This window comes from Haloechinothrix sp. LS1_15, assembly GCF_033042135.1.
GTDB lineage: Bacteria > Actinomycetota > Actinomycetes > Mycobacteriales > Pseudonocardiaceae > Haloechinothrix.
The window spans coordinates 83,311-99,085 of record NZ_WBXM01000005.1 but is presented as its reverse complement, the minus strand read 5'-3'; the positions used below and the strand labels follow the sequence as shown (position 1 = coordinate 99,085).

The following is a 15,775-nucleotide window of genomic DNA, read 5'->3' as shown; positions in this document are numbered from 1 at the left end:
GGATGACCGGACACAGGCAACCGGCGGCCGAATACGACCTGGTGGGAGTCGGTATTGGGCCGTTCAATCTGGCACTGGCCGCGCTGGCAGACGGTGCCGCGGGTGAGGGTCGGACGCGGGCGTTGTTCCTGGAGGACAGCGAGCGCTTCGCCTGGCACCCCGGCATGCTGCTCGAGGGCACCGTGTTGCAGGTGCCGTTCCTCGCCGACCTGGTGAGCCTGGTCGACCCAACCAGCCGTTGGTCGTTTCTGAACTACCTGCGCGAGCACGGCAGGCTCTTTCCCTTCTACTTCGCCGAGCGGTTCCACATCCCGCGGCAGGAGTACGACCACTACTGCCGGTGGGTAGCCGACTGCCTGCCCACCTGCCGGTTCGGATCGCGGGTGGAGCGGGTGAGCTGGGATGCCGACGCCGAGCACTTCCTTGTGGAGTACCGCGATGTCGGTTCCAGCGCCGCCACCACGGTCGCCGCCCGCAACGTGGTGTTGGGGGTCGGGACCGCCCCGGCAATCCCGACCGTGTTCGACGGGCTCACCGGCCAGCGGGTCTTCCATTCCAGCCGCTACCTGGACAACCGCGCGTCCCTGCACACCGCGAGCGACATCACGCTGGTCGGCTCCGGACAGTCCGGCGCGGAGATCTTCCTCGACCTGTTGCGCGCGCAACCGGAGTACGGGTGGCGCCTGCGGTGGCTGGCGCGCACCCCAGCGTTCGCGCCGATGGAGTACTCCAAGTTGGGTCTCGAACACTTCACCCCCGACTACGTCGAGTACTTCCGGCAGCTACCTGCGGATACCCGCGAGCGGCTGATCCCGGCGCAGTGGCAGCTGTACAAGGCGATCAGTGACGACACCATCGGTGCGATCTACGACCTGCTGTACGAGCGCGGCATCGGGGGGCAGTGGCCGGACGTGACGCTGGCGCCCAACGTGGAGGTCACCTCGGCGAGCGCGGAGCGAGCCGGTTACCGGTTGAACTGCCGCCAGGTCGAGCAGCGGCACGACTTCACGGTCACCACCGACCGGGTGGTGCTGGCGACCGGGTACGCGCCGAGGGAGGTCGAGTTCCTGCGCCCGCTGCGGCAGCTGATCGACTGGGATTCCCTCGGCAGGTACCGCGTCGACGGCGACTACCGGGTGGCGCTGGATCCCCAGGTCACCGGCGGGTTGTACGTGCAGAACGCGGAGATGCACAGCCATGGCGTCGGCGCGCCCGACCTCACCCTCGGGGCGTGGCGCGCGGCGCGGATCCTCAACCACCTCACCGGCCGCACCGTGTACCCGCTGCCGGATCGGGCCGCGTTCACCACCTTCGGGGTCCCGCCCAGCGCCACCGAAACCAGCGAGCCCAGCGAGGTCAGCGACTCAGGCGAGGCCGCCGGTCACGGCCGAAGCGTGCCCTCTCGAGTAGGAGCCCGGCACTGAATGCGTGCGGAACGGGCGGCACGACCGGTGCTCATGCTGGTCATCGGGTTGTTCCTGGTTGGAGAGACCGCGCTGGCGCCGTTCCTGCCGCAGCTGTTCCGGGAGTTGTTCGGCATCGACGACCTGCAAGCCACCGGCGCGTTCGTGTGGATCTCGCGGCTGGCCGGGCTGCTCGCGTTGCCGCTGTGGGGGCTGGCCGCACGCCGGTGGCCGATCCGGCGGCTGGTCATCGTCGGGCTGTGCTGTGCGGCGGTGTCCGAGGCCGCGCTGGGCCTGGCACCCGGATACGTCGCGTTCACCGCGCTCGCCGCCGTCGTGGTGGCGGCCAAGAGCGCCCTACTGCTGGCCTACCCGGCGCTGGTGGCCAGCTACGAGGGCAGCGGCGACCGCATCACCGGGGTACGGGCGTTCGTCGCGGTGTTCCACACCGCGATGGTGCTCTCCACCCTGCTCGGCGCCGCGATCGTGGCGCTGCCGGAACCGCGCTGGGGGATTTCGGCGCTCGCGGTGCTCGATCTCGCCCTGGCCATCGCCTGCTGGCGGGTGCTCGGCCGCGGCAGGCGTCCCGGATCCGGTGGCACGCGGCGCGCCCGTCCGCCCGGGCGGGGGCGGACGCGTTGCGCGCGTGCAGGATCGGCGCTAGTCGCGATCGCCGCGCTGGCCATGATCTTCGAGATGGCCACCACCATGATCCGGCCGTTCTTCACCGAGTACGTGCTGTCCGGCGGCATGTCGCCTGCCGCGGCGGCTGCGCTGTTCCTGCTGCCGCACGTCTCGGCGCTGGCGATCATACCGCTGGCAGGCCCGCTCCAGCGCAGGTTCGGCCGTGCGCTGCTGCCCGCGGCACTGGTGCTGGCAGCAGCCGGGCTCGCCTGCCAGGCTGTCGGCTTCGGACCGGCGGTGCTGGCTGCGGGGCGGGTGGTGTTCGGTGCCGGGCTCGCGCTCGCACAGATCGCGGTCGATCTACGGATGTTCGAGGTCACCGGCACCGGGGGGCCCGCCTACGCCGCGGTGCAGACGGCGCGTGCCGCCGCGCTGTTCGTCACCCCGTGGATCGCCGCGGTCGCCGCCTCGCACCATCTCGCGCTGCCGCTGGCACTGGCGGCGGTCCTGTACCTGGCTGCGGCCGGGGTAGCGCCCCGACTGACATCCCCAACGCACGACAAGGAGGAGCACCGTGACCGTGACCTCGCCTACGCGCGCTGAGCCGCTACCGATCGCCCGCTGGTCGCGGCGGGCGGAGGCGGCGGCATGCGACGCGCTGCTGCGCTGCTGGGTGCGTGAGACAGCGCTGCCGGTACCCGCCGGTGGCAGCCTCACGATCGAGCTTCCCATCTGCGGTACCCGGCTGGAAGTCGACGTGATCCACCGGTCACCCGCTGGCTTCCACCGGTTCGATGCCGCCCGGTTCCCCTCTGGACAGTCGGTGAGCGCGGTCACGCTAGCCGCATTGCTGGTCACCGAATCCGCTGCCGCAAGGGGTGGCGCGCTGGATCAGGTCACCGACCTCGTCGCGCGGGTCGCCGACTCCACCCACCGCATCGCTACGTTCCTGGCAGCGCGCACGACGCCGGAGGAAGCCGAACCCGAGCCCACGCCGTTCCTGGCAGCTGAGCAGGCACTGGTGCTGGGTCACCCGCTGCACCCGGCGCCGAAGAGCAGGCTCGGGTTGACCGACGCCGAGGCGGCCCGGTACTCGCCGGAGGTGCGCGGCAGTTTCCCACTGCACTGGTTCGCCGCCGACCGTTCCGTCGTGGCGGCCGACGGGGACCCGGAGAACCTGCTCGCCCCGTTTTCGCCGGAGGTGCCAGAGGGTTATGTCGCGGTGCCCGCGCACCCCTGGCAGGCACGTGAGGTGCGGTACCGGTCAGGGGTGACGGAGCTGCTGGCGGCTGGCGCGCTGCTTGACCTCGGCCCGCACGGCCCGCAGTGGTACCCGACGGCATCATTGCGCACCGTATACGCCCCCGATGAGGCGGTGATGCTCAAGCTCTCGCTCGGCCTGCCCATCACCAACTCCCGGCGTGAGAACCTGCGTACCGAGCTGTATCGCGGGGCCGAGATCGACCGATTACTCGACGCAGGCCTGGCCGACGACCTCACGACGCACCATCCCGGGTTCGGCATCGTGCGCGACCCTGCGTGGCTGGCGGTGGACCCCGCAGCGGGAACCGGGCGTGCCGAGTCCGGCCTGGAAGTGGTGGTCAGGGACAACCCGTTCGGCCACGCCGACCGCGTCTGGTGTGTGGCTGGGCTGCTCGCCGAGCGGCCGGATCGGGGCCACGCCGGGATCACCCGGGTCATCGAGCGGCTGGCGCAGCACACCGGGCGGGACAGGCAGGATATCGCCGAGCGGTGGTGCGCGCGCTACTTCGACACCGTCGTGGCCCCTGTGCTGTGGCTGTACCGGCACTACGGGCTCGGCCTGGAGGCCCACCAGCAGAACACCCTGGTGACCCTAGACGCCGATGGCTGGCCGTGTGGCGGCTGGTACCGGGACAACCAGGGGTACTACATCTCGCAGCGGCGGATCGACGCGCTGGATCGGCTGTTGCCCGGCGTCGGGTTGGCCGGGGACAACCGCTGCGACGACGCCGTCATCGACGAGCGACTCGGTTACTACATCGGCGTGAACAACCTCATCGGCCTGGTCGGTGCGTGCGGTTCGCTCGCAGGCTGCGACGAACGACCGCTGCTGAAGCTGCTGCGGGCCCGGTTGCGCGCGATCGACGACCTCCCGCTGGCTGCCGAGTTGGCAGGCGCGCCGACGCTTCGCTGCAAGGCGAACCTGCTCACCAGGGTGGACGGGCTGGACGAGCTCGTCGGTCCACTAGAGACACAGTCGGTGTACTGCGACATTCCCAACCCATTCACCACGACAGCCACGGCATGAACCACCTATCGGGTACGCGCCCGGCCACCGGAGAAAGGAGACGTATGTCGCTGACCGTTCCGAGCTCGCTGAATCGACAGACCTGGCGTCGGGCGGGGGCCGAGCTGCTGGCTAAGACGCTGGGCGAGTTGTCGTACGAGGACCTGTTGCGGCCGCAGCCGGTCTCCGGCGAGGAATACCGGATCGAGCTGCCCGGCGGGGTGACCTACGAGTTCACCGCCCGCCGTGGGGCGTTCGCCGACTGGCGTGTCGCCCCCGACCGCATCGTGCGTGTGGTCGGCGCGACCCGCGAGCAGGCCACCGACCCGCTTCTGTTCCTGCGCGACGCGCACACCGCGCTCGGCATCAGCGGCGACACGGCCGGTCACCTGGCCCGTGAGCTCACCGCGACGCTGGCGGCCGACACGCGGCTGCGTGGTTCGAACACCCTCTCGGTGGCCGAGCTGGCCGAGGTGCCGTACGCGGAGCTCGAGGGGCACCAGACGGGGCATCCCTGGTTGGTGCCGAACAAGGGCAGGGTCGGGTTCTCCGCGAGCGACTCCGAGCGGTACGCCCCCGAGGCGCGGCAACCGTACCGGCTGCCGTGGATCGCGGTACACCGCTCGCTGGCGACCTACCGTGCCGTGGCGGGTCTGGACCGGGATGTGTTGCTGGCTGGCGAGCTCGACGAAGCGACTCGGCACCGGTTCACCGTGGCGCTGGCCGCTCATGGCGTGGCCGTCGAGGAGTACGAGTGGCTTCCGGTGCACCCGTGGCAGTGGGACGAGGTCGTGTTGCCGACCTTCGCCGCCGATGTGGCACACAAGCGGATCGTGCCGCTCGGTGAGGCCCCCGACCGGTACCGGCCGCAGCAGTCGATCCGCACGCTGAGCAACATCGATCAGCCGCAGCGGCATCACGTGAAGCTGCCGCTGTCCATCTTGAACACGCTGGTCTGGCGCGGGTTGCCGACCGAACGGACGGTCGCCGCTCCCGCGGTGACCGCCTGGGTGCTTGACCTCGCCTGCTCCGACCCGTTCCTGCGCGACGAGACGGGCGCGATCCTGCTCGGTGAGGTGGCCTCGGTCACCGTGCGGCACACGGACCTGGAGAGCATCCCGGAGGTGCCGTACCAGTACCGGGAGTTGCTCGGCGCGATCTGGCGCCAGCCGCTGGAGGCGCGGCTGTCCCCTGGCGAGCGCGCCCGGACCCTGGCCTCGTTGCTGTACGTGGACGGACACGGCGAGGCGTTCGTCGCCGAGCTGGTGCGCCGTTGTGGTCTCGGTGCCGAGGAGTGGCTGGCGCGGCTGTTCGGTGCGCTGCTGCCGCCGCTGCTGCACTTCCTGTACCGCTACGGTGTGGTGTTCTCGCCGCACGGGGAGAACACCATCGTGGTGTTCGATGGTGACGTTCCCCGGCGGCTGGCGGTGAAGGATTTCGTCGACGACGTCAACGTCAGCGAGAGCGGGGTGGCCGAGCTGGAGAGCATGCCAGCCGAGGTCGACGCCGCGCTGCTGCGCGAGCCGCCCGAGTTTCTGCGTCAGTTCATCCAGAGTGGCCTGTTCGTCGGCCACTTCCGCTATCTGGCACCGATCGTCGAGCAGCACCTGGGCGTCGACGAGGACCGGTTCTGGACGCTGGTCGCTGACGAGGTGATCGCCTACCAGAAGCGCTTCCCGGAGCTCGCCGAGCGTTTCGCACTGTTCGACCTGTTCACCCCGGAAATCGACCGGCTGTGTCTGAACCGCAACCGGCTGCTGCTCGACGGGTACCGTGACCGTCCGGAGCGTCCGCACGCCGCGGTGCACGGCACCGTCCCCAACCCGCTGTACCACAGCATCTCGAAGGGCACGGAGAACGCCGGGAACACCGACAGCGCAGGAGGCGGCGCACCGGCGGGCGGCACGGCGGGGGCCGGCACGTGAACGTGCCGGGACCGCCGCGGCCGGATCCCGGCGCGCCGTGGTCGGTACGGGTGGCCCGCGCCGAGGAGGACATCGCACTGATCCACCGCTGGATGCACCAGCCCCACGTGGTGCCGTTCTGGCAGCAGGACTGGTCGCTGCCGCGGTGGCGGGAGGAGATCGCTACGCAGCTGGCTGGAGAGCACTCGCTGCCTTGCCTGGTCGCGCGGGACGGCACCGATATCGCCTACCTCGAGGTGTACCGGGTGCTGCGCGACCGGCTCGCTGGCTATTACCCGCACGCCCCGTACGACCTCGGGGTGCACGTAGCGATCGGGGAGTGGGGGTGCACCGGGCGCGGGATCGGCCGGTCGCTGCTGGCCGAGATATCCGCCGCTTTGCTGCGACAGGACGGGCGGTGTTCCCGTGTGGTGGCCGAACCGGACACGACCAACCAGCCCTCGCTGGCGGCGTTCGAGGCAGCGGGGTTCCGCGCCACCGGGGAGATCGCGCTGCCCGAGAAGGTGGCGACGCTGATGGTGCGAGCGCGTCCCGGGACGCCCGATCCGGTCACGGGTGATTGAAACTGTCCCGGTCGCGGGTATACCGGAGGCATGGCACGCAATGTCGCACAGAAGATCATCGCCTCGCACCTGACCAGTGGGCGGATGGAGCCCGGTGAGGAGATCGGCCTGGCGATCGACCACACCCTCACCCAGGACGCGACCGGCACGCTGGTGATGCTCCAGCTCGAAGCCCTCGGCTTGGAGCGCACCCAGGCGGAGGTCAGCGTGCAGTACGTGGACCACAACCTGCTCCAAACCGACCAGCGCAACGCCGAGGACCACGCGTTCCTGCACTCGGCCTGCCTGCGCTACGGCCTGTGGTTCTCCAAGCCGGGCAACGGCGTTTCCCACCCCACGCACATGCAGCGCTTCGGCGTGCCCGGCAAGACCATGGTGGGATCGGACTCACACACCCCGGCTGCGGGGTCGCTCGGCATGTTGGCGATGGGCGTCGGCGGGCTCGAGGTCGCCATGGCCATGGTGGGGGAACCGCTGTACCTGCGGATGCCGGAGATCTGGGGCGTGCGGCTGACGGGATCGCTCCCGCCGTGGGTCTCGGCCAAGGACGTGATCCTGGAGATGCTGCGGCGACACACCGTCTCCGGCGGCGTCGGCCGCATCATCGAGTACCACGGGCCGGGGTTGGCGGAGTTGTCCGCGATGGACCGGCACGTCATCGCCAATATGGGAGCCGAGCTGGGCGCGACGACCACGGTCTTTCCCGCCGACGAGGCGGTGCGACAGTTCCTGCGCGCCGAGGGGAGGGAGCACGACTTCGCCCCGCTCGACGCCGACGAGGGAGCCGGGTACGACGTCACCGAGGAGATCGACCTGTCCACCCTCGAACCGCTGATCGCCAAGCCATCGGCGCCGGACAACATCGTTCCGGTCGCCGAGGCCGCAGGCGCCGAGGTCAGCCAGGTAGTGATCGGCTCGTCAGCCAACCCAGGGCTGCGCGACTACGCGATCGCCGCGGCGATGGTGCGCGGCAGGCAGACCCACGCGGCTGTGAGCTTCGACATCAACCCGAGCTCCCGGGAGATCTTCGCCGATCTGACCAAGATGGGCGCCACCTTCGACCTGATATCCGCGGGTGCGCGCATCCACCAGGCCGGCTGCATGGGTTGCATCGGTATGGGCCAGGCACCCGCCGTTGGGCAGAACTCGTTGCGGACGTTCCCGCGCAACTTCCCGGGACGTTCCGGAACCAGCGAGGACTCGGTGTGGTTGTGCTCGCCGGAGACCGCGGCGGCATCGGCGTTGACCGGTGTGGTCACCGATCCGCGCGAGCTGGCTGAGAAGCTGGATATGGGCTATCCGGAACTGGCGCTGCCGGAACGTGCCTCGGTCAACACCGACATGCTGGTACCGCCACCGCCACCGGAGGAGTCGGCGAAGGTGGAGCTCGTCAAGGGCGACAACATCTCGGCGTTGCCGGACTTCCCGCCGTTGCCCGAGCGGATCGCCGCGCCGGTGCTGCTCAAGGTCGGCGACAACATCTCAACCGACGAGATCTCCCCGGCCGGGGCGCGGGCGCTGCCGTACCGCTCCAACATCCCGAAGCTCGCCGAGTTCACCTTCACCCAGATCGACGAGACCTACCCCGAGCGCGCGGGCGAGCTCGCGGGTGGTAGCGGGCACATCGTGGTCGGCGGCGCGAACTACGGCCAGGGATCGTCACGGGAACACGCCGCCATTACCCCGCGCCACCTGGGACTGCGTGCCGTGATCGCGAAGTCGTTCGCCCGGATTCACTGGCAGAACCTGGCGAACTACGGCATCCTCGCGCTCGAGTTCGCCGACCCGGCCGACTACGACCGCATCGAGCAAGGGGACACCGTGGAACTCGACGCGGTGCGAGAGGCGCTGAGCTCGGGTTCCGAACTGAGCGTCCGCAACCTCGACAAGGACGAGCGCTACCGGCTGGTGCACCAGCTCTCGCAGCGCCAGGTGGACGCGGTGCTGGCTGGTGGCCGCATCCCGTTGCTTGCCGCTGGCGACCAGCGGTGACTCGGCGCTTGGGACTCGCACCCAACCCGCACGATTGGATCCCGCTCCGATCGAGTATCGGAGCGGGATCGCGTCATGCGTGAGCCGCGTGCGCTCTACCGGCTCGCGCTGCCCGACCCGCTACGCGCGCCCGGATCCTGCGTGTACGGTTCGCCCTGCGAGGCCGCTTCGCTTGCGGTGTCGGAGGAACCGCCGGACTGGGGCGCGCCGAAGCTGGTTTCATGCGGGCGGGTGAGCGCGCCTCCGAGGAGGCCACCTATGACCGCGGCAATCAGCCCGATCAGGATGCCGAAGAAGGACGCCCACGTCGGTCCCGCGCCGATCTCAGGCAGCTCCGCCTGGAACACGTCGAACAGGCGCAGTGTGGCCGGCAACGGGAATGCCACGCTGGCCACCAGCACAAGGCCCCACACCGTCAGGCCATGCAGCAGCCCCGTGCCGGGTCCTCGGACGCCGGAGAGCCAACCGGCGAACAAGCCAGCGATTAGCAGCGCGACGACCGCGGAAACGAACGAGTACCAGTGCAAGTTGTTCGACACGGCGGTCACGTCCTGCGCGATCGCCACCCACAGGGACGACAGCAGGACCATGACACCGATGCCGATGACCGCACCGGCGATGATGGCGCCCCAGCGTATCCAGCCAGGACTGTACAATTGTTCGCTCCGTGCCATCTGAACCACCTTTCGTCACTGTGTGACAACGGATCTGCCGACTGGATACCCAGTGACAATGCGACGAAACGGCTATGGTTCAGGTGAGCGTGCGTTCCGGTCAGCTGGGGTCGGGTGTGACGCCGGTCAACGAGGCGGTCAACTCCCACAAGCGCCCGCCGAACTCCGGGTCCCGTGCCGGGCGCAGCGGCTTCACCGATGTCGGTTTGCCCCGCATCTGGCGGAAGCCGTCCGGCCCGAAGTACCGGCCGCCGTCGACCTCGCTTGCGGTGGCCGCGTAGAGCTGGGGCAGGCTGCCCTGATTCACGCCCTGCGCGAGTACGTGGTCGCTGATCCAGCTACCCGCCTTGAGAACCGTCGAGATCACGGGGTTGCGGTAGCTGCCCGCCATCGTGCCCGCCAGCCCTGTCGCGGTCAGGCCGGGGTGGGCGGCCACGCTGATCACGTTCTCCCCCGCGGTGCGCAGCCTGCGGTCGAGCTCCAGCGCGAACACCTGGTTGGCCAGCTTCGACTGGCCGTAGGCCGACCACGGGTTGTAGGAGCGGTGCTGGTAGTTGGGATCGTCCAGATCGATCTTGGCCTGCGTGGCGGCGATGCTGGAAACGGTGACCACCCTGCTGGGCCTCTCCGTCCCCGCCTCCCGGAGTGCGGGCATCAGCTGCCAGGTCAGTGCCGCGTGCCCGAGATGGTTGGTGCCGAACTGGCGCTCGAAACCATCCTTGGTGAACTCCTTCGGGGTCGCCATCACCCCGGCGTTGTTGATCAGTAGGTGCAGACGGTTCCCGGTGGTCTCGACGACCTCGCTCACGCACTGACGCACCGAGTCCAAGTCGGCCAGGTCCAGCTGGACCAGGCGGGGCTTCTCGCCGGTGGCCTGTCCGCTCACGGTGGCCAGCGCGTCGCCACCGCGCTCCGGGGAGCGGCAGGCCAGCAGCACCTGCGCACCCTTGCTCGCCAGCACGGTGGCGGTACGCAACCCCAGCCCGGAGTTGGCGCCGGTCACCAGCGCGGTCGTACCGGACAGGTCGGGAATATCGGCCTCGGTCCACCTGCCGTTGTGTTGTGCTCGCTGTGCCATGGTCACACCCTAGTGCTCGATCGGCTCGACGACGGAAGCCGCGGGGCGGAAGGTCGGGTGCCGGCGCCTGCCTTGGTCAGGCGCTGGCTGCCAGCCTGCGGAGCACACTGGCAGCGCTGCGGCTGCTGCGTTCGGCAGCGGTCGAATCCGCGTGGCGGGTCAGTGCCAGGAACGCGGACCCGACCTTGGCAACCTCCTCGGGCGGCTCCGTCGGCTCCGCGAGGCCCGCGGTCATCGCGAGCACCCGCTGTTCACGCTCCAGCGCGGGCACGCCGACATCGGGAAAGCGGTCGATGTTGGCGTCGAGCACGGCGCGCAGCGTGGCATGATCCGCGGCAGCGCGTCGCCAGGCACGCGCGACCCGGTCGGCGTGATCGGAGTCGTCCCTGCCCTCCGGCGCGTCGTGGTTGTCCTCCGGCCCGGCGGCCTCCGCGCGCAAGTAGCCGGTCATCAGCTGCATCCAGTCGTAGTACAGCGCCAGCAGCAGCTGCCGTTGGTCTCCGAAGGCCTCGGCGGCACCGTCGACCTCGGTGAACGGTAACGGGCCATCCGGGTTACGGCTGGCCGCGCGCAGAACGGCATCGATCACCTCGCGCCGGCGGTAGAAGTCCTCCCAGCTCATGGCCTCGTCTCCTTCCGGCTGATGCCCGGCGACTCCCGCGTGGCTGTGGCGCGGGAGTGCTCATTCCCCCGTTGTGTAAGGGTATGGCGCGCCACTCGTGACGTGCGCCATACTCGGAGTTTGCGCCATACTCTCGGTATGGACCACCGGGTCCAACCTACCACGGATCGCCGCGCGAGCTGGGTTTGTCAGGATGTGAGGGTGACGACAGTGAGGTCCAGACGGCTAGAGTACTCGGAATCCACGCGCAACGCGCTCGTCGACAGCGCGACCGCGCTGTTCACCAAACGCGGTTACGCGGGCACCTCGCTGGACGAGATCGCCAAACGGGCCCGGGTAACCAAGGGAGCGCTGTATCACCATTTCAGCGGCAAGCAGGCGTTGTTCGAGGCCGTGTTCGACGCCGTCGAACGGCGGGTGCACAGCAAACTCACGGCCGTGACCGAAGGTGACGGCGCACCGTGGGAGCGTGCCGTCGAGGGTCTGCGGACCTTTCTCGATATCTGCCTCGAACCGGAATACCAGCGCATCGTCATCCACGAGGCGCCGGTGGTCATGGGGGCCGAGCGGTGGCGCGAGGCCGAGAGCCACTACAGCTACGGGGTGGTGCGGTCGATCGTCAACGACCTGGTCGAGGCAGGGGAGCTGATCCCGAGCCCGGTGGAGATCACCTCCAGGTTGGTGTTCGGCGCGCTGTCCGCGGCGGCATCGGCGATCGCGAGCTCATCGGATCCCAAAGAGGTCAGCGCGCAGACCGAGGAGGTCATCACGCAGATCCTGATCCGGGCAGGCGCCTCGGCCGAGGTAGCGAAGCAGCCACGATCACGCGACGCCTGCGGGCGGCGGAAGAAGACGCCCTCCGCGATCGCCGGCAAGATCAAGAACAAGGTCGCAGGCGAGGAAACCTGAGCCCGACCGCCGAGCCTGCCGCCACGACCGGGCGTCAGCTGTCCGGGAACGCGAAGGTGACCCCCGGTGCTTGCGGGGCCGAGCGCGCGGCCGTGCGCTCCAGCCACCGCGAGTCGTCCACGGGCAGCGTGCCGTCCAGCGCGGCGAGTACCGCTTCCTGAGCCATCGGCAGCACCTCGGCCACGGTGACGTCGCGGCCGACCTCGGCCGACAGCGAGGTCACCCCGGCGTCGCTGATACCGCACGGCACGATGCGGCCGAACGCCGCCAGATCGGCATCGCAGTTCAGCTCGAACCCGTGCATCGTGACGCCTTGCTGTACCCGGATACCGATCGCCGCGATCTTGCGTTCCGGTCCCCGCTCGTCGCCGGGCAGCCACACGCCGCTCCTGCCGTCCACCCGTCCGGTATGCACCCTGAACCGGTCGCACACCGCCATCATGGCCTCTTCGAGGCGCCGCACGTAGTGCAGGACGTCGATGGGATCGGCCAGCTTGACGATCGGGTAACCGACGAGCTGCCCCGGCCCGTGCCAGGTGATCTTGCCGCCCCGGTCGACGTCGATCACCGGGGTCCCGTCGGTCGGGCGCTCGCTGTCCTCGGTGCGCTTGCCCGCGGTGTAGACGGACGGGTGCTCGAGCAGCAGCAGGGTGTCGTCACCGCCCGCGGCTCGCGCGGTGGCGAGCTTGCGCTGCAATTCCCAGGCCTCGGTGTACTCGATGGTGCCGAGTTCCCGTACCGCGACGGGATCGGTCGACTCGCGGCAACTGTGCTGTGCAGAAGTCACGATCCGAGACTACTCCCTTCGTGTGCCTGCCCGTCTGGCTGCGGTGGTACCTGAGCCGGGTCAACGTCGATCGGTACGCCCCACCCCGATGTCACCCTCGGCTGCCCGCGAGCTCGTCGACCAGTGCCGCGTCCAGCTCGGTATGGGTAAATGAGAAACCAGCCGAGCGTAACGCCGCAGGCACGGCGCGCTGGCTGACCAAGGCCATCTCGTCGGCGGCTTCACTGAGCGCCATTCGCAACGCGAACGACGGCACCACCCAGGGGGCGGGCCGGTGCACTGCCCGGCCGAGCGCCCGAGTGAACTCGGCGTTGGTCACCGGGTTCGGAGCGGACAGGTTGGCAGGACCGGACACCTCGGCGTGCTCGACGGCATAGCGGATCGCCGCGATCTGGTCGGTCAGGCTGATCCAGGGCATGTACTGCTCGCCCGCGCCGAGCCGCCCGCCGAGCGCGAGCGAGAACAGCGGCTTGAGCACGCGGAGCAAACCGCCGTCGCTGCCCAGGACGATCCCGGTGCGCAGCCGCACGACACGCGCTCCCGCTCGCTGCGCCTGCCGGGTGGCCTGCTCCCAGTCCGCGCACAACTCGGCGAGGAACCCGCTGCCCGCGCCCGCCGACTCGTCGACGAGCGTGTCACCGGTGTCGCCGTAGTAACCGACGGCCGAGGCATTGATCAGGCTAGGGACGCCGTGCTCGGCGACCGCCTCGGCCAGTACCTCGGTCGGCACGATACGGCTGTCGCGTAGTTGCTGCTTACGGGCCTCGCTCCACCGACCCGTCAGCGGGGCGCCGCACAGGTTGACCACCGCGTCGACACCGTCGAGAGCCTCCGAGGAGAGGGCGCCTCGTGGCGGGTCCCATGCGTACTCGGTATCGCCGCCGACGTTGCCCGGCTGCCTACGGACCAGGGTGCGAACCTCGTGCCCGGCACCGCGTAACTCGGTGGTCAGCGCGCTGCCGATGAAACCGCTCGATCCCGCGATCAGTACCCGCATCATCGACACCTTTCCGCCGCGTTGCAACCGCGCGGGTGGGCGGGGACCCGGCGCCCACCCGCGCGACACCACACCCGAAGCGCCTACAGGCCGAGCTCCGCTTCGAAGTTGCCCTCCTCCAGCCGCTTCTTGATGGTGGTCACGAACCGCCCGGCATCCGCACCGTCGATCAACCGGTGGTCATAGGTCAGCGCAAGGTAAGCCATGGAGCGGATGGCGATGCTGTCGCCGTTCTCGCTGTCCGAGACCACGACCGGACGCTTGACCACCGAGCCGACCCCGAGGATGCCGGACTGGGGTTGATTGATGATGGGCGTGTCGAACAGGGCGCCGTTGCTGCCGAGGTTGGTCACGGTGAACGTGCCACCGGACAGCTCTTCCGGCTTGATCTTGTTGGTGCGCGTGCGGTCAGCCAGGTCCGCGATGCGCGCCGCCAGCCCGGCGAGGTTCAGTTCGCCCGCGTTGTGCAGCACCGGCGAGATCAGCCCACGATCGGTGTCGACCGCCACGGCGAGGTGCTCGGCGTCGAAGTAGGTGATCTGCTGCGCCTCCTCGTCGAGGTAGGCATTGACGTTCGGGTGCTGCTTCAGCGCCTCCACCGTGGCCTTGGCGAAGAACGGCAGGAAGGTCAGCTTGACCCCCTCCCGCTCCTGGAACGAGGCCTTGGCCCGGTCCCGCAGCCGCGCGATCGCGGTGACATCCACCTCGTGTACCTGCGTCAGCTGAGCCGACGTCTGCAGCGACTCCCTGGTCCGCTTGGCGATGGTCATCCGGACGCGATTGGCCTTCTGCGTACTCCCGCGCAGCCCGGACGTGTCCGGGGCTGCGGGCGCCGGTGCGGCCGGGGCCGCCGCCTGCTGGGTCGCGGCCTGCGGCTCCGCAGGCTGGGCCGCGGCCTCGCGCTGCTGCTTCGCCTCGACCGCGGCCATGACGTCCTGCTTGCGGATGCGCCCACCGACGCCGCTGCCCTGGACGGCGTTCAGGTCGATGCCGTGTTCCGCGGCGAGTTTGCGGACCAGGGGGGTGACGTACGGTGTTTCGGTCCCAGCCCCGTCCGCGGTCGTCACCTCGCCGTTACTCGGGGCAGGGGTCGGTTCCTGCCGCTGGGCTTGTTGGGCGGTGCCCGGTGCGGGCTGTTCGGGTTGCGCTTGCTGCGGCTGGCCAACGGTCTGCTCGGGAGCCTGCTGGGGCGGCGGTTGCTCCTGTTGGGCGGGCTGCTGAGGCGGCGCGCCGCCCCCCGCCGGTGCGCCGTCACCGATCACGGCGAGCTGCGAGCCCACCTCCACCGTCTGATCCGCCTCCGCGGTGATCTCCAGGACGGTACCGGTGACGGGGGAGGGGACCTCGGTGTCGACCTTGTCGGTGGAGATCTCCAGCAGGGGTTCGTCCACCTCGACGCGGTCGCCGACCTGCTTGAGCCACCGGGTGACGGTGCCTTCGGTGACGCTCTCACCCAGCTCGGGCAGGGTCACCGGCGTCCCTTGGCTCGCCTGTTGGGCGGGGGCTTGCTGGGCGGCGGCCGGCGTGGGCTCCGGTTCCGGCGGCGCGGCCGCTTGCTGGGCGGGTTGCTCCTGCGACTGCTCGGCAGCCTGCCCGCCCTGGCTCGCGGGCGCGGCATCGCCGCCGGAACCGTCGTCGATGACCGCGAGCTCGGACCCGACCTCGACGGTCGTGTCCGCCGTGGCGACGATCCGGGTGACGGTACCGGCGACGGGGGAGGGGACCTCGGTGTCGACCTTGTCGGTGGAGATCTCCAGCAGGGGTTCGTCCACCTCGACGCGGTCGCCCTCCTGCTTGAGCCACCGGGTGACGGTGCCTTCGGTGACGCTCTCGCCGAGTTCCGGCAGTGTGAGGGAGAAGGCCATCTCTTGCAGACTCCTCAGGCTCTGGTTAGCGGAGGGTTATTCGCCGCCTGCGGGTGTTCACCCGCCT

At 69.7% G+C, this 15,775-nt stretch carries 13 protein-coding genes; 7 read left to right on the top strand and 6 right to left on the bottom strand.

Features of this window, described 5'->3' with window-relative positions:
• Positions 1-2: 2 nt before the first annotated feature.
• The 6 genes from F8178_RS09730 to F8178_RS09705 are packed head-to-tail and all read left to right on the top strand — an operon-like array spanning position 3 to position 8,776.
• Positions 3-1,424, top strand: a complete 1,422-nt coding sequence (locus F8178_RS09730) for a SidA/IucD/PvdA family monooxygenase (RefSeq protein WP_317494391.1) — start codon at positions 3-5, stop codon at positions 1,422-1,424.
• The gene (locus tag F8178_RS09725) at positions 1,425-2,630 is read left to right on the top strand and encodes an MFS transporter (protein ID WP_317494390.1); all 1,206 of its coding nucleotides are present in this window, start codon (positions 1,425-1,427) and stop codon (positions 2,628-2,630) included.
• Positions 2,602-4,317 carry an IucA/IucC family protein gene (locus F8178_RS09720; protein ID WP_317494389.1) on the top strand — a complete coding sequence of 572 codons (1,716 nt, stop codon included), beginning with the start codon at positions 2,602-2,604 and terminating at the stop codon, positions 4,315-4,317. Before F8178_RS09725 ends, F8178_RS09720 begins: the two co-directional genes overlap by 29 nt.
• A 44-nt stretch (positions 4,318-4,361) precedes the next feature.
• The gene (locus F8178_RS09715; RefSeq protein WP_317494388.1) at positions 4,362-6,221 is read left to right on the top strand and encodes an IucA/IucC family siderophore biosynthesis protein; all 1,860 of its coding nucleotides are present in this window, start codon (positions 4,362-4,364) and stop codon (positions 6,219-6,221) included.
• Positions 6,218-6,784, top strand: a complete 567-nt coding sequence (locus F8178_RS09710; RefSeq protein WP_317494387.1) for a GNAT family N-acetyltransferase — start codon at positions 6,218-6,220, stop codon at positions 6,782-6,784. The genes F8178_RS09715 and F8178_RS09710 overlap by 4 nt, the downstream gene beginning before the upstream one ends.
• Positions 6,785-6,814: 30 nt before the next feature.
• A complete protein-coding gene (locus F8178_RS09705) occupies positions 6,815-8,776 on the top strand; it encodes an aconitate hydratase (protein WP_317494386.1) in 1,962 nt (653 codons plus the stop codon).
• A 95-nt stretch (positions 8,777-8,871) separates the two neighbouring features.
• Here the strand turns inward: F8178_RS09705 and F8178_RS09700 are convergent, their stop codons facing one another.
• The 3 genes from F8178_RS09700 to F8178_RS09690 all read right to left on the bottom strand — a co-directional run bounded on the left by F8178_RS09700 (position 8,872) and on the right by F8178_RS09690 (position 11,150).
• Entirely contained in the window at positions 8,872-9,450 is a 579-nt protein-coding gene (locus F8178_RS09700; RefSeq protein WP_317494385.1) for a hypothetical protein, read from the bottom strand.
• 100 nt (positions 9,451-9,550) lie between these two features.
• Positions 9,551-10,528, bottom strand: a complete 978-nt coding sequence (locus F8178_RS09695) for an oxidoreductase (RefSeq protein WP_317494384.1) — start codon at positions 10,526-10,528, stop codon at positions 9,551-9,553.
• Positions 10,529-10,604: 76 nt separating this feature from the next.
• On the bottom strand, positions 10,605-11,150 hold the full coding sequence (locus F8178_RS09690) for a hypothetical protein (protein WP_317494383.1): 546 nt from the start codon (positions 11,148-11,150) through the stop codon (positions 10,605-10,607).
• Between the two features lie 210 nt (positions 11,151-11,360).
• On the opposite strand from F8178_RS09690, the gene F8178_RS09685 reads away from it, so the two are divergent.
• Positions 11,361-12,059, top strand: a complete 699-nt coding sequence (locus F8178_RS09685; protein WP_317494579.1) for a TetR/AcrR family transcriptional regulator — start codon at positions 11,361-11,363, stop codon at positions 12,057-12,059.
• Between the two features lie 34 nt (positions 12,060-12,093).
• Here F8178_RS09685 and lipB read toward each other — a convergent pair whose 3' ends face one another.
• The 3 genes from lipB to sucB form a co-directional block, all read right to left on the bottom strand.
• Positions 12,094-12,849 carry a lipoyl(octanoyl) transferase LipB gene (gene lipB / locus F8178_RS09680; protein ID WP_396345284.1) on the bottom strand — a complete coding sequence of 252 codons (756 nt, stop codon included), beginning with the start codon at positions 12,847-12,849 and terminating at the stop codon, positions 12,094-12,096.
• 88 nt (positions 12,850-12,937) lie between these two features.
• On the bottom strand, positions 12,938-13,843 hold the full coding sequence (locus tag F8178_RS09675) for a TIGR01777 family oxidoreductase (RefSeq protein ID WP_317494578.1): 906 nt from the start codon (positions 13,841-13,843) through the stop codon (positions 12,938-12,940).
• Between the two features lie 83 nt (positions 13,844-13,926).
• On the bottom strand, positions 13,927-15,708 hold the full coding sequence (sucB, locus tag F8178_RS09670; RefSeq protein ID WP_317494381.1) for a 2-oxoglutarate dehydrogenase, E2 component, dihydrolipoamide succinyltransferase: 1,782 nt from the start codon (positions 15,706-15,708) through the stop codon (positions 13,927-13,929).
• Positions 15,709-15,775 lie beyond the last annotated feature (67 nt).